The sequence below is a fragment of the Kribbella sp. NPDC058693 genome (assembly GCF_042715335.1).
GTDB lineage: Bacteria > Actinomycetota > Actinomycetes > Propionibacteriales > Kribbellaceae > Kribbella > Kribbella jiaozuonensis.
This window is the reverse complement of record NZ_JBHXSQ010000001.1, coordinates 1,909,513-1,934,358: the sequence shown is the minus strand read 5'-3', so window position 1 is coordinate 1,934,358 and position 24,846 is coordinate 1,909,513. Positions and strand designations below refer to the sequence as shown.

Sequence of the window (24,846 nt, the reverse complement as noted above, 5' to 3'; positions counted from 1 at the left end):
GGGAGCCACCCGCCAGGTGCTCCCCAGCTGCTCTACGGCTGTTACAGACCCAGCGCGGTCGACAGGGTTTGCTTGATGCCGGACAGGTCCTCGCCTGCCCGGCGCCGAGCACTTGCGACATCGGTGCTGACCGGCACGACCACTTCCAGGTAGCACTTCAGCTTCGGCTCCGTCCCGGACGGCCGCACGACCACGCGGGCTCCGTCGGACAGCGTGTACCGCAGGCCGTCCGTGGGGGGCAGCGTCTCGGAGCCCTGGCTCAGGTCGTCGATCCGCTCGACGGTGTAGTCGCCGAGCGTCGCGGGCGGTGTGGCGCGAAGGCGTTCCATCGCCTGGGCGATCAGCGACAGGTCGTCGACCCGCACCGCCAGCTGGTCGGTCGCGTGCAGGCCGTGCTTGACGGCCAGATCGTCCAGCAGATCCTGCAACGTGCGCCCCGCGGCCTTCGCCTGCGCGGCCAGTTGCAGCACCCGGACCAGCGTCGACACGCCGTCCTTGTCCTTCACGGCCGCCGGGTCGACGCAGTACCCGAGCGCCTCCTCGTAGCCGAACACCAGGTCCGGCACCCGCCCGATCCACTTGAATCCCGTGAGCGTCTCGACGTACCGCACGCCGTACGACGCGGCGATCTTGCCGAGGAGCGACGACGACACGATCGAGCACGCGGCGACGCCGGTAGGCCCGGGTGCGAGCAGGAACTCGCCGAGCAGCGCGCCGAGCTCGTCGCCCCGCAGCATCCGCCAGGTGCCTGACTCATCCACCGGGATCGCGACCGCGCACCGGTCCGCGTCCGGGTCGTTCGCGACCGCGATGTCCGCGTCCATCGAGCGGGCCAGCTCCAGCGCCGCGTCGATCGCGCCCGGCTCCTCCGGGTTCGGGAACGAGACGGTCGGGAAGTCGGGGTCCGGGTCGGCCTGGGACGCCACCACCTGCGGTACGGCGAACCCCGCGCGCGCGACCGCCGCCTCGACCAAGGTCCGCCCGACGCCGTGCAGCGGCGTGTAGGCGACCTTCAACTCCCGAGGGGCGTCGGCCGGCACCAGGTCGGCGATGCGGTCCAGGTACGCGTTCAGCAGGTCGTCGCCGGTCGTCTGCCAGTGGTCGCCACGCGGTACTTCGGCCAGCGGGCCGACCGCTGCGATGGCGGCCGCGATCTCCGCGTCCGCGGGCGGCACGATCTGCGAGCCGTCGCCCAGATAGACCTTGTAGCCGTTGTCCTGCGGCGGGTTGTGCGACGCGGTCACGACCACGCCCGCCACCGCGCGCAGATGCCTGATCCCGAACGCGACGACCGGCGTCGGGGTCGGCCGGTCCAGCAGTACGGCGTCCAGGCCCGCGCCGCGGATCACGGCCGCCGTGTCCTGCGCGAACACGTCCGACTTGTGGCGGGCGTCGTACCCGATCAGGACCGGTCCGTCGGTGAGGCCCTTGGCCTTCAGGTACGCCGCGAGCCCGGCCGCGGCCCTGATCACGACGACCCGGTTCATCCGGTTCGGTCCGGCGCCGACGGCTCCGCGCAGGCCCGCCGTACCGAACTCGAGGGTGCCGGCGAAGCGGTCGGCCAGCTCGGTGGTGTCCCCAGCATCCAGCAGCGCCTGCAGTTCGGCGCGGGTGTCAGGGTCGGGGTCCTCGCTCAGCCAGGCATCGGCGGCGGCCTTCAGATCTTGGGTCACATGGGCACTCTAATGACCGGAGGACTGACAAGGGCGCGAGCGCAGGTCCGCGACGTAGTCGTCCGGGGCGCCGGCTGCCTCTGCGGCCTCGGCGAGGATGCCCAGGTAGCGGGCCGAGGGCAGGCCGCCCTCGTAGGCGTTCAGCACGTACATCCAGGCCAGCTGCTCGCCGTCCAGGGTCTGCACCCGGACCTGGATCTTGCTGTAGACGTCCTGGGCGATCCATTCCCACTCGTCCAGGCGCTCGACGTCCTTCGGGTGGACGTCGTACAGCGCGACGAAGACCTGGTTGGCCGGGTCGGACGGGTCCTCGACCACGGTGGCCATCGAGCCCTCCCAGCCGAGCTCCTCGCCGCCGAAGGTGAGTCGCCAGCCGTGGATCCACCCGGTCCCGCGCAGCGGGGAGTACGGGCACCGGTCGGCCATCAGGTTCGGGTCCAGATTCGACGCAAACGCGGCGTACAGGGTCACGACGACACAGGATACGGAACAATGGCCTCTCGTGGCGCGAGTTGTGATCATCGGAGGCGGTCCAGGCGGGTACGAAGCGGCGAGTGCGGCCGCCCAACTCGGCGGGGAGGTGACGGTCGTCGATTCCGACGGAATCGGCGGTTCCGGCGTGCGCACGGACGCGGTTCCGAGCAAGACCCTGATCGCCACCGCCGAGGTGATGACCGAGGTGGAGGAGGCGGGCGAGCTCGGCGTCCGGCTGGACGACGGCGACGACGATCCGGCGAACTCCGTGCGTGTCGATCTCTCCGTCGTCAACAAACGGGTCAAGGCGCTGGCGACCGCCCAGTCCGAGGGCATCGAGCGCCGGCTGGACTCCGACAAGGTCCGGATCGTCAGGGGCCGCGGCCGGCTCGACGGGCCGGAGACTGTGGTCGTCGGCGACGAACGGCTGGACGCCGATGTGATCCTGATCGCTACCGGTGCAAGGCCGCGCATCCTCAAGGGGTCCGAGCCGGACGGCGAGCGGATCCTCACCTGGGAGCAGGTCTACGAGCTCGACGAGCTGCCCGAGCGGCTGATCGTGGTCGGGTCCGGGGTGACCGGTGCCGAGTTCGCCAGCGCGTACGACGCGCTCGGCAGCGACGTCGTACTGGTGTCGTCCCGGGACCGGGTGCTTCCGGGCGAGGATGCTGACGCGGCAGCGGTCCTGGAGGACGTGTTCAAGCGGCGCGGGCTGACCGTGCTGAGCAAGTCCCGGGCCGAGTCGGTCAAGCGGCACGGCGACGGGGTCGTGGTGACGCTCACCGACGGCCGGACGGTCGAGGGTTCGCACGCGCTGCTCGCGGTCGGATCGCTGCCGAACACCGATGACATGAACCTGGTCGAGTCGGGCGTGTCGCTCACCGACAGCGGCTTCGTGCAGGTCGACCGGGTGTCGCGGACCACGGCCCGCGGTGTCTATGCGGCCGGCGACTGCACCGGCGTACTCATGCTCGCCTCGGTGGCCGCGATGCAGGGCCGGATCGCGATGGCGCACGCGCTCGGCGACGCTGTCACACCGTTGGACCAGTCAACGGTCTCCGCGAACGTCTTCACCGCGCCCGAGATCGCCACCGTCGGCCTGACCCAGGCAGTCGTGGACGCCGGCGGCAGTACGGCGCTGGTCGTCAAGGTCGCGCTCGCCGACAACGCCCGCGCCAAGATGCAGGGCGTCCGCGACGGCTTTGTCAAACTCTTCTGCCTGCCCAACACCGGCATCGTCGTCGGCGGGGTCGTCGTGGCCCCGCGCGCCAGCGAGCTGATCCACCCCATCTCGCTCGCCGTGGCCGCGCGCCTCACCGTCGACCAGGTGGCCCAGTCCTTCACCGTCTACCCGTCCATTTCGGGCTCGGTCGCCGAAGCCGCCCGCCGCCTGCACCTGAGGAACTGACGATGAAGTTCCTCGTGTTGTGGCAGATGGAGCTGAGTCTGCTGTCGCCGGAGATGGCCCGTGCGGTGGGGGCGATGCCCGAGTACGGGCAGCGGCTCGAGCGCGAGGGGAAGGTGCTGTCCCGCTACCACGTGGTCGGATCGCACGGCGGGGCGTGGATCTACGAGGTGGACTCGCACGAGGAGTTCGAACGATTGCTGGGGCGGGCGCCGGTGTTCAATTTCGCCCGGTACACGGTGCACGCCCTGGCGGAGATGGAATCCAGGCCGCGGAGCGATTGACGCCGTCACGCGCTGCGGTGGAAGGTTGCTGCAGGGGGTTGGCGTATGTTCGAGGATCGCAGCGAGGTGGCTGTTGACCGGCATCTGGTGGTCAGCCATCGGCTGCGCGCGCGACGGGTGCAGCTCGGGCTGACGCAGAAGCAGCTGGTCAGCCGGTTGGCGCGACGTGGGATTCGCACCACCAACAAGACGTTGTCGAGCTTCGAGCACGGCGCCGGGGTCGATGTGGTGCGGCTGCCGGAGCTGGCCGGAGCGCTCGACTGCACCGTGACCTATCTGCTCGGCCTGACCGAGGACCCGGCCCGCTGGGAGCCGGATCGGTCCGGTCCGCCGGACACCCGGCCGGTGTCGCGGCCTGCGGTTCTCAACTCACCCGGAGTGGTCAACCAGCTCGACGGTCACGGGATACTTGGTCCGGACATACCGGCGCGGCCGCCGAGACGCTGATTCACCAGCTCCAGGTGGTACGCCGAATAGTGGCGTAAGGCAACCAATTGCGCCGGTGACAGCCGGTCGCAGACCCAGCCCCAGTGCAGCGACACCCAATCGCCCGGATGCAGGGGCTCGATCAGCTCGACGCTGCCGAGACCGAGCGTCGCGGTGTCCCGGCCGGGCAGGCCGAGCGCCAGGCTGGTCCCGTCCCAGACCAGTGGCCGCGACTCGACAACCACCTGGCCGCCCGAGGCCGAGATCACCTTGCCCCACCGGATCCGGCACTGGTCGAGCACCTGGAGCGCATGCTCGGTACGGCGTTCGTCGTGCAGCAGGCCCGCCCACGGGTAGTGGCAGAACACCTGGAAGCTGTGGTGCGGCAGCCCGTCGTCGGAGGCGCCGGCCCGGTCGAGCAAGCGGTTGCCGACCCAGTAGGCCTCGACCACCTCGCGGTCGAGCGGGTCCGACGTACCGGTGGCGTCCGCGATCACCCGCAGTTGCGGCCAGGCGCCCTCGAACTGCTTGGCCAGCGCGCGGAAACGGACGCCGGTCCGGCCCTCGAGCAGGGCGCCGGCGTCGGCGGGTCCGCAGTACCCGAGCTGGTTGGGCGCGAACGCGTACCGCGCGAACATCGCCGGCCCGTTCACAGGTCGACCCCGAAGAACGCGTACGCGTCGGCGGCGCGTTCGGCCGACATCCGCTCCAGTGCGAATCCGCTGTGGATCAGCACGTACTCACCGGGGACGAACGGCCCGTCGAGCAGCGACACGTTGATCTCCCGGACGACTCCTGCCACCTCGACCCGGCCGAGGTCGGCGCCGGTCGGGCAGTCGACCACGCGGCCCGGAATGCCCAGGCACATCGGGCTACATGTCCCTCATCCGGAGGTAGCGTCGGACGTCGTCCAGCCCGTAGTACCCCAGTCCGACGAGCAGCAGCAGTACGACGGCCACCAGCATCCAGCGCATCACAACGTCCCCTCCGCCACACCGGGCCGGGATGCCGGTCCGGAGACCCGACCGGTGATCAGGTCGACCACCAGCTGCGCCGCGGTCCCGACAGCGTCCTGGACGGCCGCCGACAGTCCGATCCCGGCGTCGACGGCGGCCGGTTCGCAGCCGACCACGACTACAGGACCCACAGTGCCACCGAGTCGCGGCACAAGCGAGAGCACAGCGTCCGGTCCGAGGTCATGAGCGTCCATACTCACCTCGGGACCCGGCTCCGCGCCGGGCTCGGCCTCGATCACGTAGACCGTCCCCGGGGGCCCGCCGCGCTGGACCGCGTCGACCAGGACGACGAGTTCGTACGGTTCAAGCAGTTGATAGGCGAGGTGGATCCCGCGGATCCCGAAGTCCTGCACCTCCACCCCGTCCGGGAGACTGCGCTGCGACAGCTCCGCGACGACGGCCACCCCGAAGGCGTCGTCGCTGCAGAACAGGTTGCCCAGGCCGGCCACCAGAACGGTCATGTCATCGGCTCCAGTTCGTCCGGGCTGAAGTACAGGTACCGGCCGTGCGAGCGCTGTACCTCGCCTTCCTCGCCGTCCAGCGCGACCGCGACGTGGGTCTCGCCGTCGACATCGGACAGTACGGCGACGACCGTGCCGAACCGCCCGGTCAGGAACATGTCCTGCGCGTCCGCACGCTTCACCCCAGGTCGGAGCCGGACCCGCGTACCGTTGCCAACGGCAACACCGCCGACCTGGACCGTGTCGGTCGCCGGCGAGACCGTGCTGTCCATCCCGGGATCCCACCAGGGCTTGCTCACCGGCTCCGGCTCGGTGACCTTGCGTAGGTAACGGATCGTGCCGTGCAGGCGGTCCTGGAACTCCGCCGGCAGCGTGTCGATCCGGTCCAGCAGCTCGGCCGTGCGCGGGTCGGTGCCGCGGACCTCACGCTTCTCCTCCTCGGTCAGCGTCATCGTGCGCAGGCTGAGGATCTCGTCGATCTCGGTCGCGTCGTACAGATCGCCCTGGCTCTCCGGGGCGATCCGCGGATGGTCGTACAGGATGATCGGCGACGACAGCACCAGGTCGCCGGCCAGCACCGGGTAGAGCCCGATGTTGTCGCAGCCGGCGGCGTACGCCCTGGCCCACTCGGGCGGCTCGAGCAGCGAGATGAACCGGCAGCCCTCGGCTGCCACCAGCACGTGATGGGCGATCAACGCCTGCCGGAGCGCGCCGACCCGTTCCGAGCTGCCGTTCGGGGTGGTGTTCTCGACCCGGATCCGCAGCCGGGTCACGCCGTACGGGCCGGGGAGCTTTTTGATGCTCAAGGCAACGGTTCCGGTGATCGGCTGCCGGGTCCGGCGGAGGAAGCCGGCCGTGCCGATCGGCTCGGTCTCGGTACCGCCGGGCAGGTGGAACGGCACCTCACGCGGGAACCGCTGCAGCCGGGTGGTGATGTCGACGGTTCGCACCACCGCCTCGTCCCACGGGCGGTACGTCGCATCCTCGGTCTCCAGCACCGTGACCTCGGCCTTGTCGGCGTCCAGGACGTGCCGCCACTGTGCCTGCAGGAAGCGCAGCCGCACGGTGATCACCGCGTCGTCGCCGTCGAGCAGGCACTCGGTCTGCGACCAGGACCGCTCGGACGGGTCCACCGCCGAGTAGTCCGGCGGCATCAGTACGCCGAACTGCCAGCGGACCCGGTTCTTCCCGTCCGACGCCCGGTACGGGTAGAGGACGTACCCCTCGAACAACAGCGCGTCCGCGAGCTCCTGGACGGCGTCGAACTCGTTCATTCCAGCTGTTCCTTCAGGAGTCGCTCGATCGCGTCGTCCCAGCCGGGCAGGGCTTCCCGCGTGCGGTACCGGTACAGCCGGTCGAAGGTGTCCTGCCGCAGCCGTAGCCAGGCGGCACCCGGGAAGTGCTGGTCCATCGCCTCCCGCCACACCACGACCGGCAGTTCGTACGACGTCTCTTTCTGCCAGGCGACCGGTGTCACCGAGAGGGTGCCGGGACGGCCGGTGAAGATCGTCCCGTTGAACAACAGCAGCAGCGGTACGCCGCCTTCGCGGACGGCGTACAGGTACTTGTGGGCGGCCACGTCGAAGTCGTAGCTGCACGGCAGACTCAGGTCGGTCTCGGTGACGCCGGTAAAGCCGGGCACCATCTGGGTGACGAACGCCAGCTGCAGCGGTTTCAGCGTCTCGCCCCACCGGGACCGAGCGCCGAACAGGTCGGCCAGCCCCTCGGCTTCCTCGTCGGTGTAGCGGCGCCGGATCGGCTCGATCCTGATCTGGCAGCGCAGCGCGACCGCGTGCACGGGGGTGCCGGTCGTCTCTTCGATCCGCAGCCGCATCCGGATGGACGGTGTCGCGGCGTACCGATCGGCTTCCGCGCCGGTGCAGCTGAACTCCAGGTCAACCACGGCCTCGCTCCTGAACCCCCGCGAAGAACTCGTCGATCCGCCGCCAGACGTCCTCTCCACCGGCGAATCCCTCCCAGTACTGGCGCACGATCCCGACCAGCTCGTAGCACGCGTCGATCGGCACCAGATGACATTCGAAGCCGCCGTCGAGCCGGCGCAGCAGCACGGCCTCCACATCCGGGAGGAGCTCCTGCAGTTGCGGATCGCCGGCCACCACCTCGTTCCACGCGGTCAGGTCGAGCAGCGACTCGGTGGCGCCACCCGGGCTCGGGTAGAAGGCGACGTACCGGCCCTGATCGGACTGGTAGAAGAGGAACGCCAGGTTGACCGGGATACCCATCGCGTCCCACTGCGCCGCCGACAGAGCGAAGCCCGCGTTGGCCCGATAGCGATCCGGCACCGAGCGGTAGTGCCCGTGCGATGCGCCGCCGTCCGTGAACAGCAGATAGCAGGATCGGCACGTGCACAGCAGCCGGTGATCCTGGATATCGGCCAGGTGCGAGTGCTGCGGACCGATCGGTACGGCGCACATCTCGCACTGCTCACCCGGCGCACCCTGCTCCCGGACGCCGCCGGTGAACTCACGAAGCACCGCAACCGGATCGACAACCGGCCGCGGCTTGTTCCGCGCGAGTGAGCGCAGGTTCGGCGGTGGTCTCACGCCGGTTGCACCCCCGGGATCGCGACCTTCCATCCCGAGCCCTCCGGCAGCAGCGGCAGCGCTTCAAGCGGCGAACCCACAACAGCCCGGCCGGCCAGGCGTACGTCGTACTGCGCTGTGCACCGTGGACAGGTGAGCCGATCACCGTCCAGCCGGCCGTGGTGCAGAGCGGACGCGCATGCCGGGCAGGTGTTCCGGTAGGCGAACAACGCGCCGGCCAGGTTGGCCACCATCACGTCGAGCCCACCGACAGTTAAGTGCTGGACCTGGCCGGGGGGTGGGACCAGGTCCAGCTGGTGCCAGCCGTCCCGATGAGGGCGGAACGGCTCGATGGTCAACAGGGACTGCTTGTCCTTCACCATGCCCTCGACGTCGACCGCGATCGCCTCCGGCGCAGCGTCGAGGACAGCGTTCTCGACGGTCAGCCGGACTGTCGCCGTGGAGCCGGGGCAGCCGTCGCAACTGCCCTGCAGCCGCAGGTGTACGACACCGTCGTCGTCGAGTCCGAGGTAGTCGATCCCGCCGGCATGCGAGCCCAGGTAAGGGCGGACCGAGTCCAGCGCGTTCTGGATCCGGGTCGCGACGTCGTCGGGGTGCAGGTCGTGCAGCAGCAGCAGGCCGGCGACAAGGTCGTCCCCGGCCAACTGCCGGACCTGCGGCTCGTCCAGCAGGCCCAGCAGTTGCTCGAGGCCGGCGCCGTGCAGCGTCAGCACCGCGCGGACCAGTTCTTCCACCTGTCCGGCCAGCTTCGGATCGGCGCGCCGCTGAACCTCGTCCAGCAGTACGTCGATCCGTTCGCTCAGCTCCTGGACGTCGTGTCGATCCATGGTCAGTAAGGCTTGACGGCGATGGACGGCGAGTGCAGGTGCGTCTTCTCCTGCCCGTTGCCGACGAACATGTGCACGCCGCACGGCAGACAGGGATCGAAGCTGCGGACCGCGCGCATGATGTCGATGCCCTTGAACCGTTCCGGTGGGTTCTCCTCGAAGATCGGGGTGTTCTGTACGGCGTCCTCGTACGGACCAGGAGTGCCGTAGCTGTCCCGGACGCTGCCGTTCCACGGGGTCGGCGGGTACGGGTGGTAGTTCGCGATCTTGCCCTCCCGGATCACCAGGTGATGGGACAGCACGCCGCGGACGGCCTCGGTGAAGCCGCAGGAGATCGCCTCGTCCGGGACCTTGAACGGCGTCCAGGTCTCGGTTCGGCCGGCCCTGACCTCGGCCATCGCCTTCTCGCAGAAGTGCAGCGCTAGTGCGGCGGCGTACGCCTGGAAGTAGGTCCGGGCCCGGTTCCGCTCGAGCGCGTTGCTCCACTGCGGGATCTTCCACTCGTACTCCGTCGCGGGCTTGAGGGCTGTCCGCGGGAGCTGGATCTTCACACTGTGTCCGGTCGCCTGCACGTAGTCCGTGTTGACCAATCCGGACAGGGCCGTCGACCAGAGCCGGGCGATCGGGCCGCCGCCGGTGTCGAGGGCCAGGTGGTCCTTGCCGTCGAACCAGCGCGGCGACATGGTCCAGCTGTAGGCGTTGGAGAAGTCGCGCTTCTGCGGCTTCGGCAGCGTGTGCTGGTTCCACGGGTGCCGGACGTCGATCGGGTTGCCGAGCGGGTCGATGTCGACGAACTTCTCGTGCGTGCCGTCGGCCCAGTCCTCGTAGTACGAACTGCCGAGCAGGATCCGCAGGCCGAGGTTGATGTCGACCAGGCTGTTGGTGACGAGCTTGCCGTCGACGATGACGCCCGGGGTGACGAACATCTTCCGGCCCCAGGCCTCCATGTTGCGGTAGGTGAAGTCGCAGTGCGCCGGGTCCTGCAGACTGCCCCAGCAGCCGAGCAGGATCCGCCGCTCGCCGACGTGCTCGTAGCCGGGCAGCGCCTCGTAGAAGAAGTCGAACAGGTCGTCGTGCAGCGGTACGACCTTCTTCATGAACTCGATGTAGCGCATCAGCCGGGTCAGGTAGTCGGTGAACAGCTGGATGGTCGCTACCGTGCCGACGCCGCCGGGGTAGAGGGTCGACGGGTGGACGTGGCGTCCTTCCATCAGGCAGAACATCTCGCGGGTGTAGCGGCTGACGTGCAGTGCCTCGCGGTAGAACTCGCCCTCCAGCGGGTTCAGCGAGCGCATGATGTCGCCGATGGTCCGGTAGCCGTGGTCGCCGGCGTGCGGCGCCTCGGTCCGGTTCGCCAGCTCGAGCACGCCCGGGTTGGTCTCCTTGACCATCCGTTCGCAGTAGTCCACCCCGACCAGGTTCTCCTGGAAGATGTTGTGGTCGAACATGTACTCCGCGGCCTCGCCGAGGTTGACGATCCACTCGCCGAGGTGCGGCGGCGCGACGCCGTACGCCATGTTCTGCGCGTAGACCGAGCAGGTGGCGTGGTTGTCACCGCAGATCCCGCAGATCCGGCTGGTGATGAAGTGCGCGTCGCGCGGGTCCTTGCCCTTCATGAAGATGCTGTAGCCGCGGAAGATCGACGAGGTGCTGTGGCATTCCTCGACGGTCTTCGACTTGAAGTTCACGTTGGCGTAGATGCCGAGGCTGCCGACGATCCGGGTGATCGGGTCCCACGCCATCTCGACGACGTCGGTGCTCTTGGAGTCGGTCGGCCTGACTTTGGGGTCGATGGCGGTCATGGCCTACCACACCTTCTCGTAGCCGGTGCTGAGATCGGAGCCCTTGGTCCGCCACTTGGGTTCCTTGTTGCTCGCGTTCTGGGTGTACTTGCGCAGCCGCCGGATCACTGTGCCGTACACCATGCTTGCGGTGGTCGACACCTTGCTGCCGGGCGGCGCATCCATGAACGGCATGAACTTGTCCGGGAATCCGGGCATCGTGCAGGCGATACAGATCCCGCCGACGTTCGGGCAGCCGCCGACGCCGTTGATCCAGCCGCGCTTCGGCACGTTGCAGTTGACCACCGGGCCCCAGCAGCCCAGCTTCACCAGGCACTTCGGCGAGCCGTACTCCTTGGCGAAGTCGCCCTGCTCGTAGTACCCGGCCCGGTCGCACCCTTCGTGCACGGTACGGCCGAACAGCCACTGCGGCCGCAGTTCGGCGTCGAGCGGGATCATCGGAGCCTGGCCGGCCACCTGGTACAGCAGGTAGACGAGCGTCTCGGACAGGTTGTCGGGGTGGATCGGGCAACCTGGCACGCAGACGATCGGCAGACCGGCCTTGGACTTCCAGCTCCAGCCGAGATAGTCGGGCACTCCCATGGCCCCGGTGGGGTTGCCGGCCATCGCGTGGATTCCGCCGTACGTCGCACAGGTGCCGACGGCGACCACGGCGGTGGCCTTCGGGGCCAGCCGGTCCAGCCACTCGGACGTCTTCATCGGCTGACCGGTGGCCGGGTTGTTGCCGAAACCGGCCCAGTAGCCGTCGGTGCCGTGCACGGCCTCGTTGGGGATCGAGCCCTCGACCACCAGTACGAACGGCTCGAGCTCACCGCGGTCGGCCTTGTGCCACCAGGCGATGAAGTTGTCCGCGCCGGTCTCGGGGCCGCACTCGAAGTCGATCAGCGGCCAGTGCACCGCGATCTTCGGCAGCCCGGGCAGGGCGCCGAGGACGATCTCCTCGATGCTGGGCTGGGTGGCCGCGGTCAGCGCGACCGAGTCGCCGTCGCAGCTCAGTCCACCGTTCATCCAGAGGATGTGCACGACACCCTCGTCGGTCTCCTGCTTGGCCTGCTCCGGTTCCAGCGTCGTGGACACGACCCCGCCCTTCCCGTCACGCTCAGAATGCCGATCTTTTTCGACCGTACTTCTGTCCCGAGCGGACCGACAGACACTTGTGTCAGCTATTAATGGCGGTGTCCGGAAATCCTGGAATCGGTGATTCCAGGACAATCCGGAGCGGCTTTTTTCCCGCTCTTCCGCCGATATTCTCAGGCCATGGAGGACGATCCCGGTCGCGAGGTGTTCGTCTCGCCCGTGGTCGTGGCCTCACAGGTCTTCCCGGCCCGGCCGGGATCGCTGCCGGACGCCGAGCAGTTCGTCCGCGAGGCGCTCGAGCCGATCACCCTCGAGACCGAGGAGCGGCAGGCCCTCTACCAGGCCATCACCACCGCGTTGCTCGCCGCGGCCGGCAAGGACGGGGTCTTCGACGTGACCGTGCGGATCTTCCCCGACGGCGTCGAGGTCGAGGTCCTGCACGGCGCCGGGATGCACCGGGTGCAGCCCGCGGCCGAGCCGTTCGCCGACTGGCTGAACGGCGTACTGCGCGGTCAGGGACTGTCCCAGGAGGCGGCCGCGCAGCGGATCGGGGTGTCGGTGCGGACCATCAGCCGGTGGCTGCGCGGTGACACCGAGCCGCGGATGCGGGATCTTCGCCGGGTGCACGAGATCTTCGGTCCATGATCTCTGGCCTGGGACCGGCGCCGGGTTTAGTGTGCGAATTGTCCGTTGATCGCGGAATTCGCCATTTCTTTTCGCCCACCGGGGTGAGCATCACGAACGAACCGGAACGGGTCCGCAGCCGCGTGCAGGTCACCGGCGTCGTCCAGGGCGTCGGGTTCCGTCCGTTCGCCTACGCGCTGGCCCGGGAGCTCGGCCTGTCCGGCCAGGTCGGCAACACCGCGGCCGGTGTGATCGCCGACGTCGAAGGACCGGTCGCCGCGGTGAATGCCTTCGCCGATCGCATCCGGACCGAGGCGCCCCCGCTGGCCGTGGTCTCGGCTGTGACCACAGAGTCGCTGCAGGCCGTCGGCGGTACCGAGTTCACCATCCTCGACTCCACCGCGGGACCGGGCCGCACACTGGTGTCGCCGGATGTCGCGACCTGCGCGGACTGCCTGGCCGAGTTCGCCGATCCGTCCGACCGTCGCTACCGGCATCCGTTCATCACCTGCACCAACTGCGGTCCGCGCTTCACGATCATCACCGATCTGCCCTACGACCGCCCCGCGACCACGATGTCTGGGTTCCCGTTGTGCCCCGACTGCGCCCGCGAGTACGCCGATCCCGCCGACCGCAGGTTCCACGCGCAGCCGATCGCGTGTCCCGCCTGCGGCCCGCGACTGCAGCTCGTGCAGCCCGGCCTCGAGGCGGAGTACGACGAGGACGCATTGGCGGCGGCGCATGCGCTGCTGGTCGACGGCGCGATCCTGGCGGTCAAGGGGATCGGTGGCTTCCACCTGGTCTGCGACGCCGCCGATCAGGCGGCGGTGACGACCCTGCGCAAACGCAAGGACCGCGGTGACAAGCCGTTCGCGGTGATGGCCGCCGATCTCGACGCGGCCCGTCGGATCGTCGCGGTCGATGCCGACGAGGAGGAGCTGCTCACCGGCAGCCGGCACCCGATCGTGCTGCTCCGCCGCCGTCCGGGCGCGGCCGTCGCCGAAGCTGTTGCCCCCGGCAACCCTGACCTGGGCGTGATGCTGCCGTACACGGCTCTGCATCAGCTGCTGTTCGACCAGCCCGGTCCGTGTGTGCTGGTGATGACGAGCGGCAACCTGTCCGGCGAGCCGATCGCGACGGCCGACGACGAGGCGATGACCCGGCTGGCCGGTCTGGCCGACGCCTGGCTCGGTCACGACCGTCCCATCCACGTGCCGTGCGACGACTCCGTCGTACGGATCGTCGACAGGACCGAGCTGCCGGTACGGCGGTCTCGCGGCTACGCGCCGTTCCCTGTGGACCTGCCCGTCCCGGTCCGGCCTGCGCTGGCGGTCGGCGGAGATCTGAAGAACACGTTCTGCCTCGGCGACGGGCTCTACGCCTGGCTCTCGGCCCATGTCGGCGATATGGACGACCTCGCGACGCTGCAGGCGTTCGAGCGGTCAGAGCGGCACCTGGAGGAGTTGACCGGGGTCCGGCCCGAGGTGCTCGTGACGGACAAGCACCCGTCGTACCGCTCGCGGCAATGGGCGCAGCTGAATGCAGCCGGGCGGCCGGTGATCGGCGTACAGCATCATCACGCGCATCTCGCGTCCGTCATGGCCGAGCATCGGTACCAGGGCGAGATCATCGGGTTCGCCTTCGACGGGACCGGGTACGGCGACGACGGCGCGGTCTGGGGCGGAGAGGTGCTGCTGGCCGGATACGACGGGTTCGAGCGGTATGCGCATCTGAAGTACGTGCCGCTGCCGGGCGGGGATGCCGGGGTTCGCAATCCGTGCCGGATGGCCTTGTCGCATTTGCGCGCCGCGGGTCTGCGTTGGGATCCGCGCCTGCCGTCGGTGCGGGCCTGTCACGGCGCGGAGCTGGACCTGCTCAGGACCCAACTGGACAAGGACATCGCGTGCGCGCCGACGTCCAGCATGGGCAGGTTGTTCGATGCTGTGTCGTCGCTGGCCGGGGTGTGTCACCGGGCGGGCTACGAGGCACAGGCCGCGATCGAGCTGGAGGGGTTGGCCTCGTCCGAGCAGGGACTCGGCGCGTACGAGTTCGAGGTCACGGGGGAGGAGATCGATCCGGCGCCGATGCTCGCCGCGGTCGTGCGGGACGTGCTGGCCGGGGTGGCGCCGGGTGTGATCAGCGCTCGCTTCCACCGTGGCCTGGCCGGACTGATGGTGACGCTGGCCGAACGGATCCGCGCCGCCGAAGGACTGACCACCGTCGGGCTGTCCGGTGGTGTGTTCGTCAACAAGATATTGCTGTCAGCAACTACCTCGGCGTTGACCGACGCCGGGTTCGCCGTACTGCGGCATCGCCGGGTACCGCCGACGGACGCCGGGCTCGCCCTCGGGCAACTGGCCGTCGCGGCTCGGGTCCGGTAAGGGAGGGAACATCATGTGTCTGGCCGTACCGGGGAAGGTTGTGGAGATCCGGGAGCAGGACGGTACCCGGATGGGGCAGGTTGACTTCGGCGGTGTGCTGAAGGAGGTCTGTCTGGAGTACCTGCCGGATCTGCAGGTGGGTGAGTACACCATCGTGCATGTCGGCTTCGCGCTGCAGCGCCTGGACGAGGAGTCCGCGATGCAGTCGCTTGCTTTGTACCGCAAGCTCGGTGCGCTCGAGGAGGAGTTCGGCGACCAGTGGGGCCTGGCCGCGCGACAGGCCGGTGAGCGCCGACCACCCGGAACGGAATGGGGGGTCGAGCGATGAAGTACCTCGAAGAGTTCAGCGACCCGGTGCTCGCCCGCAAGCTGGTCGACCAGATCCACGCCACCGCGACGAAACCGTGGGCGATGATGGAGGTCTGCGGCGGACAGACGCACACGATCGTCCGGCACGGTATCGACCAGTTGCTGCCGGACGGTGTCGAGATGATCCACGGGCCCGGCTGTCCGGTCTGCGTGACGCCGCTGGAGATCATCGACAAGGCGCTCGAGATCGCCGCTCAGCCCGACGTGATCTTCTGCTCGTTCGGCGACATGCTGCGGGTGCCAGGCAGCGGTCGCGACCTGTTCCGGATCAAGAGCCAGGGCGGTGACGTCCGCGTGGTCTACTCGCCGCTGGACGCGCTCCGGCTCGCGCAGCAGAACCCGGACAAGCAGGTCGTCTTCTTCGGCATCGGTTTCGAGACCACCGCGCCGCCGAACGCGATGACCGTCTACCAGGCCAAGAAGCTCGGCATCCCGAACTTCAGCCTGCTCGTCTCGCACGTCCGGGTGCCGCCGGCGATCGAGGCGATCATGCAGTCGTCGAGTTGCCGGGTGCAGGGCTTCCTCGCCGCCGGTCACGTCTGCAGCGTGATGGGTACGACGGAGTACCCGCCGTTGGCCGACAAGTACGGCGTACCGATCGTCGTCACCGGGTTCGAGCCGCTGGACATCCTGGCCGGGATCCTGCGCACGGTCACCCAGCTCGAGAAGGGCGAGCATGTGGTCGAGAACGCGTACCGGCGCGCGGTCCGCGACGAGGGCAACCCGGCCGCGATCGCGATGCTGGCCGACGTCTTCGAGAGCACCGACCGGGCCTGGCGGGGGATCGGGATGATCCCGCAGAGCGGCTGGCGGCTGTCCGAGCGGTACCGCGAGTACGACGCGGAGTACCGCTTCCAGGTCCGCGACATCGCGACCGAGGAGTCGACCGTGTGCCGCAGCGGCGAGGTCCTGCAGGGATTGATCAAGCCGCACGAATGCTCGGCCTTCGGGACGATCTGTACGCCGCGCAACCCGCTCGGGGCCACGATGGTGTCGAGCGAGGGCGCGTGTGCGGCGTACTACCTGTATCGCAGGCTCCAGACGCCCGTCGAGGTGGTGACCAGCGGTGGCTGAGCAGGTCATGGCGCCTGACTTCGACGGTTGGACCTGTCCGCTGCCGTTGCGCGATCACCCGAACGTCGTGATGGGGCACGGGGGCGGCGGACAGATGTCGGCCGAGCTGATCGAGCACCTCTTCGTGCCCGCGTTCGCGAACCCGCTGCTCGGTGGTCTGACCGACTCGGCGGTGTTCACGCTCGGGGACGCACGGCTGGCCTTCTCGACGGACTCGTTCGTCGTCCAGCCGTTGTTCTTTCCCGGCGGCAGTATCGGGCACCTCGCGGTGAACGGGACGGTCAACGATCTCGCGATGAGCGGCGCGCAGGCGGCGTACCTGTCCTGCGGGTTCATCCTGGAGGAGGGCGTCGAGCTGTCGGTGGTCGGCCGGATCGCGGCGGATCTCGGGGACGCGGCGCGGGAGGCCGGGGTGACGGTCGCGACCGGCGATACCAAGGTCGTCGATGCGGGGCACGGCGACGGCGTGTACATCAACACCGCCGGCGTCGGGCTGGTCCCGGCCGGCGTTGACATCCGCCCGCAGCGCGCCGAGCCCGGGGATGTCGTCATCGTCAGCGGCCAGATCGGCGTACACGGGATCGCGATCATGAGCGTGCGGGAGGGCATCTCGTTCGGCACCGAGGTCGTCAGCGACTGCGCGCCGCTCAACGGCCTGGTCGCGGCGATGCTCGCGGTGTGCCCGGATCTGCACGTACTGCGCGATCCGACCCGCGGTGGTGTGGCGACCTCGCTCAACGAGATCGCCAAGTCGGCCGGCGTCGGCATCGAGCTGACCGAGAGTGCGCTACCGGTGCCGGAGACTGTTGCGAACGCTTGCTCGTTCCTCGGCCTCGATCCGCTGTACGTCGCCAACGAGGGCAAGCTGCTCGCGATCGTGGCGCGCGACGACGCGGACGCCGTACTCGCGGCCATGCAGGCGGATCCGCTCGGGGCGGACGCGGCGATCATCGGCGAGTGCGTGGAGGCACATCCGGGGATGGTCGTCACCCGGACGGCGTTCGGCGCTACCCGGGTGGTGGATACGCCTATCGGAGAGCAGTTGCCGCGGATCTGTTAGCGAGCCACTCGTGCCATGCGTCGAGGCCGTCGCCGCGGGTCGCGGAGACGGGCAGCATCTCGACGTCCGGCTTGACCCGGTGGATCAGGTCGAGACACAGGTCGACGTCGAAGTCGACGTACGGGAGCAGGTCGATCTTGTTCAGCAGGACGAGGTCGGCGGTGCGGAACATGTACGGGTACTTCGCCGGTTTGTCCGCGCCCTCGGTGACCGAGATGATCACCACGCGCGCCGCCTCGCCGAGGTCGAAGAGGGCCGGACAGACCAGGTTGCCGACGTTCTCGACGAAGACCAGGGAGCCGTCGGGCGGGGCGAGTTCGGCCAGGCCGCGGTCGAGCATCTCGGCGTCCAGGTGGCAGCCGGCTCCGGTGTTGATCTGAACGACCTTGCTACCGGTGGAGCGGATCCGTTGGGCGTCCAGCCAGGTCTCCTGATCGCCTTCGATCACCAGGGTCTCGCGGCGGTCGCCGAGGTCGGTGATGGTGCGCTCGAGCAGCGTGGTCTTGCCGGAGCCGGGGGAGCTCATCAGGTTGATCGCGGTGATCCGGTGCTCGAGCAGCCGGTGCCTGGTGGCCGCGGCGAGCAGGTCGTTCTTGGCCAGGATGTCCTGTTCCAGCAGCACGGTCCGGGTCTCGTGCTCGTGCTCGTGTGGATGTGGATGTGGATGTGGATGTGGATGGTCGTGGTGGTGCTCGTGCCCGTCGACCAGCGTCACGCGGGTCGTACCGTCCTCGCCACCGCATCCACAGGTGCTGCACATGTCAACGCACCTCCACCGAGATGATCCGCAGTTCGCGGCCGGCCAGGACGTCGAGATCGGCGCTGCCGCAGTCGCACAGCATGATCGGATCCTCGAGCGTGAACTCCCGCCCGCAGTCCCGACAGTACGCCCGCCCCGGCGGCTCGTCGATGTCCAGCCGGGCGCCCTCCAACCCGGTCCCGCCCGCCACGATCTCGAAGCAGAACCGGATCGAATCGGTCACCACCCCGGACAGCCGGCCGATCTCGAGTCGCACCGCCGCCACCGGTCCGTCGCCGATCTTCTCGACGATCGCATCGACGATGCTCTCCGTGATGGCGAGCTCATGCATCTTCCCGACGGTACTCCGGGTCCGGATGGAAAAGTTGCGGGAAAACCTGCACGCCTGGCGACCACCGAGAGTAGCCGGCCGCGGCGCGTGATTTCGGCAAGAATCCGGGTCCGGGAATCCATTGGGCACGAATAGTTACCGTTGTGTGCGGCAACCATCTAAGACGTCCGTGCCAATCGCTACCGCGGCGGCTACCGGCGGCTTACTCTCCGTTTGTTGAGCCCGCGGTCGACTCGGGGGGACCGCTCCAGTACGGAGGGGAATGTATGAGACGACGCCTGAGGTACTCTGCTGCGCTCGTTGGCCTGACCGGTCTGCTCGTCGCGTCGATGTCGGCACCGGTCCACGCTGCGACCCAGGACCATTCGCCGCCGGGGCAGGGGCCGGGTGCGATGCAGGTGCAATCGGCGACCGACGCCTCCTCCTCGAAACTCGACCCGAAGCTCGAGGCGAAGGTCAAGAAGGGTGACACCGCGCCGGTGGCCGTGTTCGCCACCGTGCAGGGTGACACCGCCAAGGCCCAGCAGGTACTGGACAACGCCCACGTGGCGAAGTCCGGTGACGCCGCGCTGGTGATGGGATCGATCCCGGTGCAGGCGCTGCCGAAGCTGGCCGCCGTACCAGGGGTTGTCTCCGTGCAGCCGGTCGAGCTGGCCCGGACCGGCCAGCCGTTGTCCGACCCCGATCCGAGCCTGCACCAGGCGCCGACCGCGGCCGAGTTGAAGGCCGCGCTCGCCAAGGTCAAGTCCGACGACGTGCCGTACGACCACGCTCCGCCGCTGCGGGGCTCGAACTTCGACAAGCTCCGCAAGCAGAACCTCCTCGACGCCAAGTCGCACAACTTCACCGGCGCCTGGAACGCGGGCTTCGCCGGCCAGGGCGTGACCGTCGGCGTACTCGACGGCGGCACCGACTGGGGTCACCCGGACCTGGTCAACACCTGGCAGACGTGGAGCGGCCAGACCGGTGACAAGGCCGGTTGGAACGGCTGGCCGAAGGCCTTCGATCCCTATGGCACCCTGCAGTGGCTGTCCGCGCCCGACCAGGTCGACCAGGGCCTGTCCTGGTACACCACGACCACCGCGGCCACCTGCACTGTGACCGCCAAGACCTGCTCGGTCGACTTCGCCACGAAGACCGGACCGTCCCGCAACTTCAGCGCTCCGACCGGCACGAAGCAGCACACGTACAGCTTCCCGGCCAAGTGGAGCAAGTCCGGCAAGGTCATGCTCGGCAGCCACCCGGACGACCACCTGCTGCAGCTGTACGGCGAGCGCCCGGGCTTCCTGATCACCGACCCGCACACCGCCGGCGTCTACGACACGGTGTACGTCGACCTCGACGACGACTACTCGTTCGCCGACGAGAAGCCGGTGACCAAGTCGTCGCCGGCGTCGTACCGCGACATGAACGGTGACGGCTACACCGACCTGTCCGGCGGCCTGCTCTACTACATCTCCGACGGCAAGACCCCGATCCCGGGCGGCCTGGACATGTTCGGCGTCGACGACACGTCGTACGGCTCCGGTCAGCTGGTCGCATGGACCGGTGACTTCGACCCGGCGATCGAGGGCCACGGCACGCTGACCGCGTCGAACATCGTCGGCCAGGCGGTGATCAACGGGAAGGCGCCGACGTTCAAGGACCTCCCCGGCGGCAAGTACGCCGGTGCGGTGCTCGGCGGCGCTCCGAAGGCCAAGCTGGCGCCGTTCGGTGACATCTACATGGGCTTCGACTTCTCCACCCAGTTCGGGTACCTGCTGTCCACCCGCAAGGGCGTCGACGTCACCTCGAACTCGTACGGCGAGTCGACCACCGACAACGACGGCTGGGATGCCGCGAGCCAGGAAGCCGACGTGATCCACGACGGCTTCAAGACCACGGCCCTGTTCTCCACCGGCAACGGCGCGCCAGGCTTCGGTACGGCGACCGCCGCCGCGCCGTCCACCGCGATCGAGGTCGGGGCGTCGACGCAGTTCGGCGGGACCGGCTGGGACTCGATCGTGCGGACCAGTCAGATCACCGACAACGACGTGATGGTGTGGTCGAACCGCGGCTTCGGCGCGAACGCGACCAACGGCGTCGATGTAGTTGCCGACGGCGCCTATGCGCCAGGTGACGCGACCCTGAACACGATCCTCGACGGCCGGAACGCGTGGGTCACGTGGGGCGGCACGAGCCGCTCGACCCCGGTCGCCGCGGGTGCGACGGCGCTGGTCTACCAGGCGTACGAGAAGGCACACCACGGCGCCGTACCGGCCGGCTTCTACTCGACCGCGCAGGACATCCTGAAGTCGTCGGCGAAGGACCTCGGGTACGACGCCAACGTCCAGGGCTCCGGCTCGATCGACGCGGGCAAGGCCGTGGCCAGTGCGCTCGGCCAGCGGGCGACCGTGTCGCCGACCGAATGGCGGGTGGGTGACTACCGCGGTACGGAGTACCCGGTGTTCGCGAACATCATCTCGCCAGGTGGCACCGACACGCAGAAGTTCACCATCAACGGCGGCGGCGCCTGGCAGGTCAGCGACCGGCAGTTGGTCCGCACCGATTCCGACACGCTGTCCTTCAGCAGCAAGGATCTGAGTCAGGAGAGTACGGGCAACTTCAATGCTCCGGACTACCTGATAGACCTGACGAAACAGGTCAAGCAGCATCGCAACGCGGATCTGATGGTGGTCAAACTCGAGTACCCGCGGAACGAGTTCGACGGTAACAACGACCTCACCGAGGACCAGGCGTGGCGGCTGCTCACGTACAACTGGACCGACGTCAACCACGACGGCAAGCTGTGGACGGACAAGAACCACAACGGCGTCGTCAACCACACCGACAAGACGACCAGCTCGAACGTCGACGGCTTCCTCGACCTGGACTTCGCCAAGTCGGAGATGGAGCAGGGCGAGTACAGCCGGTTCATGTACCACCGGGCCGGCTCCAACGCACTGCAGTCGTACGTCGCCGATCCCGCCAAGCGGATGGCCGACGGCCTGTTCCTCGGCCTGCAGCACTCGGCGACGAACGCGAAGATCCCGGTCACCGACTTCAAGGTCTCGATCGACTGGTACCAGAACACCGACTGGAAGTGGGTCACGACGCCGCACACGGCCGTCGGTTCGTTCAACGCATCGATCAAGGTGCCGAGCAACGCGCCGTACGGTATGTACTCCGGTGCCGTTGTCCTGAAGCGTGGCTCGGACTCGATGGTCGTGCCGGTGTCCGTGGCGGTCGCCGCGAAGGTGACGCAGGACGCGAGCGGCAAGATCACCGGGGCGATCAACTTCGGCGGTGACGACGTGGCTCAGTCGCAACGGAACCTGACGTATAACAACGGCACGGTGTTCGGTGCGAACGACTGGACCTGGCGGGCCGAGTCCGGTGACTGGCGGTTCTTCTATCTCGACGTCCCGAAGACACCGGCGGAGGGCACGAAGTTCCTGGCCAACACCAGCTGGGAGGATTCGGGTCCGTACACCGACCTCGACACGCTGATCATGGGTAGATCGGTGAACCACTTCCAGCTCGAGCCGGATTCGGTGTACGGCGCGCCGTACACGATCGACACGGTCGGGAAGAGTCCGAACACCAACGTCCGAACGGGTGCCTGGCTGTTCAACACCGCCACCGGTGGGCCGGCCGATGTGGTCACCGCACCGGCGCAGGAAGGTCTGCAGGCGCTCGCACTGCACCAGGTCAGCTGGCAGGGCGACAAGTTCAACACGCCGTTCAAGGTGCAGCTGGGGAGTGCGTCGGTGACGCCGTCCTCGGTGGTGCAGACGGCGACCGGTGACACCGGCGGGTTCGACGTGACGTTCGACTCGAGCGTGCCGCTGGACGGGCTGAAGGCGGAGGCCTTCGGATTGAGCCAGCCGAGTACGACGACGGAGACGGCGCATCAGGACAACCCGGACGATCCGTCGACGTCGAGCGTGAAGAAGAACATCACGCTGTCGCACGCCTCCCGGCTCAGCGTCAGCACGGCACTCGACAGCAACGACCTGGACCTGTACGTCGTCCGGGACGCCAACAACGACGGCGTGTTCTCGCCGTCCGAGATCGTTGCCTCGTCGGCCGGTGGTACGGCCAACGAAGCGGTCGATCTGGTCAACCCGCCCGACGGCAACTACCAGATCTGGGTGCACGGCTTCTCGGTCAGCGGTACGCCGGCGTTCACTCTGAACGTCAACGCGGTCCAGGGCAACGACCTGACCGTCAGCGGGCTGCCGACCGGCCCGGTCGCTGCCGGTACGCCGGTCACCCTGCACGTCGACTACAACAAGGCGATGACACCCGGCCAGAGCTACAACGGCGAGCTCCTGCTCGGCCCGTCCTCGGCTCCGACCGCGCTGTCCGTCCCGATCAAGATCACCAGATAACGCAACTTCTGCGGCGGAGGCGGTATCGAGGAGAGTGTGAAGACACTTACCTCCAAACGCGCCTCCGCCGCGGTTGCGGCTGCAGCTCTGCTCGGTGGCCTGGCCACCGCAACGATGACCACGGCTCCGGCCGCCGCGAACTCCACCGCGGCGGCCTCGGCCTGCACCATGTCCGTAGGTTCGATCACGGCCGGCGGCGACATCGCCAACACCGGCGTCACCGCGTCGTCGCCGATCAAGTCGACGCGCGGGGCCGGCCCGCACCTGTTCGGTCCGGGGCTCTCGAAGATCGCGTCGACCTGGACCACCACGATCGGCGTCGCGGGCGAGGACACGACGTACGGCGAGGTCGTCGTGAACGGCACGCTGTACTACGGCGAGTACGGCCACGACTCGACCGGCAAGCCGACGAGCAGCCTCAAGTCCGAAGGCGTCGGGTACCAGGGCTACAAGGCGATCGAGTCGTCGTTCTACTGGGGCAAGACCGTGCGCGGCGCGGACTACCGGCTCCGTGGCGACGGCGTGCTGTACCGGTTCGTGAACAAGCAGGTCACCCGCTACCCGGGCTACTCGGCGGTCAAGACGATGACGCTGATCAGCGAGACGCTGACCTACGACACCTTCCTGGCGGTCACCAACGGCGGCGCGCTCTACACGATCCACATCCCGACCGGCACCGCGGCGCCCACGGTCAAGAAGGTCCGCACGTCCACCTGGCAGAACTTCGACTTCCTGGTCGCGGAGAAGTGCGGCACCCAGAGCACGTTGCTCACGGCAATCGACAAGGACAGCGGTTCGGCGTACCTGTACGCCGTTGGCCACGCCAACGGAGCCGCCACCGTCATCCAGGGTCTGGGCAAGGTCCCCGGCACTTTCAAGGACCCCGTCTACTACCTCCACACCGCCGAGGGCACCCCGTCCCTCTTCGGCGAGTAAGGCAACGACAGAGCCCGGGCAACTTCGTGGTTGCCCGGGCTCTGTTCGTTCAGAAGTCGCCGCCGAAGTCCCCGCCGCCGAAGTCTCCGCCGCCGAAGTCGAAGCCGCCGCCGTCTCCGCCGCCGAAGTCCCCGCCGTCGCCGCCTCCGCCGTCGCCACCATCTCCGCCGCCGTCGCCGCCGTCGGCCTGGCCGTCCTCGTAACCGGCCGCGTAGTCGCCGTACCCGCCGCCGGCGAACATGCCGCCGAGTGCGGTACCGATGAACATGCCGGTCAGCACACCGCCGACGCCGCCGAACAGACCCTGCGCGTACGGCGAGTAGGCCGGACCGGCCTCCCAGTACGGCACGCGCTGCGGGCCGACCATGACCTTGCGGACGTCCGGCTCGGCGCCGACGCGGACCCGCTCGGCGTCGGCCGCACAGGCCGGCACCTCACGCGGCGCGCCACCGGGCGGCGACCACATCACGTCGACCACGGACGGGCCGTGCTGTGGGTTGAAGAAACACGCCGGCCGCCGCTGCGGCAGCGGCTGGTCGTTCACACGGGCCTTGACGCACGCCGCGGCGTACCGGCCGTCCTCGAGGATCTCGACCACGTGCTTGATCTGGTCGGCCTGGGTGACCTGGCCGATCGCCTGCTTCGCGGACTCGTAGGAGTCGAGCGCGCGCTGGTAGTCCTGCCGGGCACCGTCGCCGAGGTCCTTGCCGACCATCTCCAGGTCGAGGTCCTGCAGTTCCTCGCCGAAGCGAGTGATGTCTTCGTCGGCAGTGCGCTTCACCGACTCCAGCTCGGCGGCCGTGATCTCGTGCTGCTTCTTGTTCTGCAGCTGGGTCCGACGGTACGAGCGGTACGCCAGAACCGCGATCACCACGACAGCGATGATCAGGATGAATTCCATGTCGGGCCTCTCTCGGGGGCTTTGGACA

Annotated in this window: 25 protein-coding genes; 10 read left to right on the top strand and 15 right to left on the bottom strand. The window is 68.5% G+C overall.

Annotated elements, in window-relative coordinates; translation table 11 throughout:
- Window positions 1-41: 41 nt before the first annotated feature.
- Together ACFWUU_RS09235 and ACFWUU_RS09230 are read right to left on the bottom strand one after the other, a co-directional pair.
- The gene (locus ACFWUU_RS09235) at window positions 42-1,673 is read right to left on the bottom strand and encodes a phospho-sugar mutase (RefSeq protein ID WP_380174067.1); all 1,632 of its coding nucleotides are present in this window, start codon (window positions 1,671-1,673) and stop codon (window positions 42-44) included.
- A gap of 9 nt (window positions 1,674-1,682) precedes the next feature.
- A complete protein-coding gene (locus ACFWUU_RS09230) occupies window positions 1,683-2,144 on the bottom strand; it encodes a gamma-glutamylcyclotransferase (protein ID WP_137252836.1) in 462 nt (153 codons plus the stop codon).
- A 31-nt stretch (window positions 2,145-2,175) separates the two neighbouring features.
- Here ACFWUU_RS09230 and ACFWUU_RS09225 point away from each other — a divergent pair, with 31 nt between their 5' ends.
- Genes ACFWUU_RS09225 through ACFWUU_RS09215 form a run of 3 tightly spaced genes read left to right on the top strand, consistent with a single transcriptional unit; the run spans window position 2,176 to window position 4,283 of the window.
- A complete protein-coding gene (locus ACFWUU_RS09225) occupies window positions 2,176-3,555 on the top strand; it encodes an NAD(P)H-quinone dehydrogenase (protein WP_380174065.1) in 1,380 nt (459 codons plus the stop codon).
- Between the two features lie 2 nt (window positions 3,556-3,557).
- Window positions 3,558-3,836: a muconolactone Delta-isomerase family protein gene (locus ACFWUU_RS09220; RefSeq protein ID WP_137252838.1), complete on the top strand. Its 279-nt coding sequence runs from the start codon at window positions 3,558-3,560 to the stop codon at window positions 3,834-3,836.
- Between the two features lie 45 nt (window positions 3,837-3,881).
- Entirely contained in the window at window positions 3,882-4,283 is a 402-nt protein-coding gene (locus ACFWUU_RS09215; RefSeq protein ID WP_137252839.1) for a helix-turn-helix domain-containing protein, read from the top strand.
- Here ACFWUU_RS09215 and ACFWUU_RS09210 read toward each other — a convergent pair.
- The 10 genes from ACFWUU_RS09210 to ACFWUU_RS09165 are packed head-to-tail and all read right to left on the bottom strand — an operon-like array spanning window position 4,235 to window position 12,009.
- Window positions 4,235-4,915 (bottom strand): DUF6390 family protein, encoded by a 681-nt coding sequence (locus tag ACFWUU_RS09210; protein ID WP_380174062.1) that lies wholly within the window; start codon window positions 4,913-4,915, stop codon window positions 4,235-4,237. The two genes, ACFWUU_RS09215 and ACFWUU_RS09210, sit on opposite strands and share 49 nt — an antisense overlap.
- The gene (locus ACFWUU_RS09205) at window positions 4,912-5,130 is read right to left on the bottom strand and encodes a HypC/HybG/HupF family hydrogenase formation chaperone (RefSeq protein ID WP_137252840.1); all 219 of its coding nucleotides are present in this window, start codon (window positions 5,128-5,130) and stop codon (window positions 4,912-4,914) included. The genes ACFWUU_RS09210 and ACFWUU_RS09205 overlap by 4 nt, the downstream gene beginning before the upstream one ends.
- A gap of 4 nt (window positions 5,131-5,134) precedes the next feature.
- On the bottom strand, window positions 5,135-5,236 hold the full coding sequence (locus ACFWUU_RS09200; protein ID WP_380091395.1) for a DUF6893 family small protein: 102 nt from the start codon (window positions 5,234-5,236) through the stop codon (window positions 5,135-5,137).
- A complete protein-coding gene (locus ACFWUU_RS09195; RefSeq protein WP_137252841.1) occupies window positions 5,236-5,739 on the bottom strand; it encodes a hydrogenase maturation protease in 504 nt (167 codons plus the stop codon). The genes ACFWUU_RS09200 and ACFWUU_RS09195 overlap by 1 nt, the downstream gene beginning before the upstream one ends.
- A complete protein-coding gene (locus tag ACFWUU_RS09190) occupies window positions 5,736-7,013 on the bottom strand; it encodes a hypothetical protein (RefSeq protein ID WP_137252842.1) in 1,278 nt (425 codons plus the stop codon). Before ACFWUU_RS09190 ends, ACFWUU_RS09195 begins: the two co-directional genes overlap by 4 nt.
- A complete protein-coding gene (locus ACFWUU_RS09185) occupies window positions 7,010-7,642 on the bottom strand; it encodes a DUF6084 family protein (protein ID WP_137252843.1) in 633 nt (210 codons plus the stop codon). The genes ACFWUU_RS09190 and ACFWUU_RS09185 overlap by 4 nt, the downstream gene beginning before the upstream one ends.
- Entirely contained in the window at window positions 7,635-8,303 is a 669-nt protein-coding gene (locus ACFWUU_RS09180; RefSeq protein ID WP_202877555.1) for a DUF5947 family protein, read from the bottom strand. Before ACFWUU_RS09180 ends, ACFWUU_RS09185 begins: the two co-directional genes overlap by 8 nt.
- Window positions 8,300-9,130, bottom strand: a complete 831-nt coding sequence (locus tag ACFWUU_RS09175; RefSeq protein ID WP_380174060.1) for a NifU family protein — start codon at window positions 9,128-9,130, stop codon at window positions 8,300-8,302. The genes ACFWUU_RS09180 and ACFWUU_RS09175 overlap by 4 nt, the downstream gene beginning before the upstream one ends.
- 2 nt (window positions 9,131-9,132) lie before the next feature.
- The gene (locus ACFWUU_RS09170) at window positions 9,133-10,932 is read right to left on the bottom strand and encodes a nickel-dependent hydrogenase large subunit (RefSeq protein ID WP_137252845.1); all 1,800 of its coding nucleotides are present in this window, start codon (window positions 10,930-10,932) and stop codon (window positions 9,133-9,135) included.
- A 3-nt stretch (window positions 10,933-10,935) separates the two neighbouring features.
- Complete coding sequence (locus ACFWUU_RS09165; protein ID WP_202877556.1) at window positions 10,936-12,009, bottom strand: hypothetical protein; 1,074 nt, start codon at window positions 12,007-12,009, stop codon at window positions 10,936-10,938.
- 180 nt (window positions 12,010-12,189) lie between these two features.
- On the opposite strand from ACFWUU_RS09165, the gene ACFWUU_RS09160 reads away from it, so the two are divergent.
- The 5 genes from ACFWUU_RS09160 to hypE all read left to right on the top strand — a co-directional run bounded on the left by ACFWUU_RS09160 (window position 12,190) and on the right by hypE (window position 17,517).
- Window positions 12,190-12,654: a helix-turn-helix transcriptional regulator gene (locus tag ACFWUU_RS09160; protein WP_137252846.1), complete on the top strand. Its 465-nt coding sequence runs from the start codon at window positions 12,190-12,192 to the stop codon at window positions 12,652-12,654.
- 83 nt (window positions 12,655-12,737) lie between these two features.
- Window positions 12,738-15,014 (top strand): carbamoyltransferase HypF, encoded by a 2,277-nt coding sequence (gene hypF / locus ACFWUU_RS09155; RefSeq protein ID WP_380174058.1) that lies wholly within the window; start codon window positions 12,738-12,740, stop codon window positions 15,012-15,014.
- 13 nt (window positions 15,015-15,027) lie between these two features.
- The gene (locus ACFWUU_RS09150) at window positions 15,028-15,342 is read left to right on the top strand and encodes a HypC/HybG/HupF family hydrogenase formation chaperone (RefSeq protein WP_137252848.1); all 315 of its coding nucleotides are present in this window, start codon (window positions 15,028-15,030) and stop codon (window positions 15,340-15,342) included.
- Window positions 15,339-16,457, top strand: a complete 1,119-nt coding sequence (gene hypD, locus ACFWUU_RS09145) for a hydrogenase formation protein HypD (RefSeq protein WP_380174056.1) — start codon at window positions 15,339-15,341, stop codon at window positions 16,455-16,457. The genes ACFWUU_RS09150 and hypD overlap by 4 nt, the downstream gene beginning before the upstream one ends.
- Window positions 16,450-17,517, top strand: a complete 1,068-nt coding sequence (gene hypE / locus ACFWUU_RS09140) for a hydrogenase expression/formation protein HypE (RefSeq protein WP_380174054.1) — start codon at window positions 16,450-16,452, stop codon at window positions 17,515-17,517. The genes hypD and hypE overlap by 8 nt, the downstream gene beginning before the upstream one ends.
- Here hypE and hypB read toward each other — a convergent pair.
- Both hypB and ACFWUU_RS09130 read right to left on the bottom strand, forming a co-directional pair.
- A complete protein-coding gene (hypB, locus tag ACFWUU_RS09135) occupies window positions 17,486-18,277 on the bottom strand; it encodes a hydrogenase nickel incorporation protein HypB (RefSeq protein ID WP_380174052.1) in 792 nt (263 codons plus the stop codon). The two genes, hypE and hypB, sit on opposite strands and share 32 nt — an antisense overlap.
- Before the next feature lies 1 nt (window position 18,278).
- Window positions 18,279-18,608 carry a hydrogenase maturation nickel metallochaperone HypA gene (locus ACFWUU_RS09130; protein ID WP_137252851.1) on the bottom strand — a complete coding sequence of 110 codons (330 nt, stop codon included), beginning with the start codon at window positions 18,606-18,608 and terminating at the stop codon, window positions 18,279-18,281.
- 266 nt (window positions 18,609-18,874) lie between these two features.
- On the opposite strand from ACFWUU_RS09130, the gene ACFWUU_RS09125 reads away from it, so the two are divergent.
- A complete protein-coding gene (locus tag ACFWUU_RS09125) occupies window positions 18,875-22,981 on the top strand; it encodes a S8 family serine peptidase (RefSeq protein WP_380174050.1) in 4,107 nt (1,368 codons plus the stop codon).
- Window positions 22,982-23,017: 36 nt separating this feature from the next.
- Window positions 23,018-23,917, top strand: coding sequence for a hypothetical protein (locus ACFWUU_RS09120; protein ID WP_380174048.1), 900 nt, complete (start codon window positions 23,018-23,020; stop codon window positions 23,915-23,917).
- Window positions 23,918-23,966: 49 nt separating this feature from the next.
- Here ACFWUU_RS09120 and ACFWUU_RS09115 read toward each other — a convergent pair whose 3' ends face one another.
- Window positions 23,967-24,818, bottom strand: a complete 852-nt coding sequence (locus ACFWUU_RS09115) for a hypothetical protein (RefSeq protein ID WP_170989580.1) — start codon at window positions 24,816-24,818, stop codon at window positions 23,967-23,969.
- Between the last annotated feature and the right edge of the window lie 28 nt (window positions 24,819-24,846).

Bases quoted from the DNA above. Each gene is read 5' to 3' on its own strand.
- ACFWUU_RS09220 (WP_137252838.1), top strand. From the start codon at position 3,558: ATGAAGTTCCTCGTGTTGTGGCAGATGGAGCTGAGTCTGCTGTCGCCG.
- ACFWUU_RS09215 (WP_137252839.1), top strand. From the start codon at position 3,882: ATGTTCGAGGATCGCAGCGAGGTGGCTGTTGACCGGCATCTGGTGGTC.
- ACFWUU_RS09205 (WP_137252840.1), bottom strand. From the start codon at position 5,130: ATGTGCCTGGGCATTCCGGGCCGCGTGGTCGACTGCCCGACCGGCGCC.
- ACFWUU_RS09200 (WP_380091395.1), bottom strand. From the start codon at position 5,236: ATGCGCTGGATGCTGGTGGCCGTCGTACTGCTGCTGCTCGTCGGACTG.
- ACFWUU_RS09195 (WP_137252841.1), bottom strand. From the start codon at position 5,739: ATGACCGTTCTGGTGGCCGGCCTGGGCAACCTGTTCTGCAGCGACGAC.
- ACFWUU_RS09190 (WP_137252842.1), bottom strand. From the start codon at position 7,013: ATGAACGAGTTCGACGCCGTCCAGGAGCTCGCGGACGCGCTGTTGTTC.
- ACFWUU_RS09175 (WP_380174060.1), bottom strand. From the start codon at position 9,130: ATGGATCGACACGACGTCCAGGAGCTGAGCGAACGGATCGACGTACTG.
- ACFWUU_RS09170 (WP_137252845.1), bottom strand. From the start codon at position 10,932: ATGACCGCCATCGACCCCAAAGTCAGGCCGACCGACTCCAAGAGCACC.
- ACFWUU_RS09160 (WP_137252846.1), top strand. From the start codon at position 12,190: ATGGAGGACGATCCCGGTCGCGAGGTGTTCGTCTCGCCCGTGGTCGTG.
- ACFWUU_RS09150 (WP_137252848.1), top strand. From the start codon at position 15,028: ATGTGTCTGGCCGTACCGGGGAAGGTTGTGGAGATCCGGGAGCAGGAC.
- hypD (WP_380174056.1), top strand. From the start codon at position 15,339: ATGAAGTACCTCGAAGAGTTCAGCGACCCGGTGCTCGCCCGCAAGCTG.
- hypB (WP_380174052.1), bottom strand. From the start codon at position 18,277: ATGTGCAGCACCTGTGGATGCGGTGGCGAGGACGGTACGACCCGCGTG.
- ACFWUU_RS09130 (WP_137252851.1), bottom strand. From the start codon at position 18,608: ATGCATGAGCTCGCCATCACGGAGAGCATCGTCGATGCGATCGTCGAG.
- ACFWUU_RS09125 (WP_380174050.1), top strand. From the start codon at position 18,875: ATGAGACGACGCCTGAGGTACTCTGCTGCGCTCGTTGGCCTGACCGGT.
- ACFWUU_RS09115 (WP_170989580.1), bottom strand. From the start codon at position 24,818: ATGGAATTCATCCTGATCATCGCTGTCGTGGTGATCGCGGTTCTGGCG.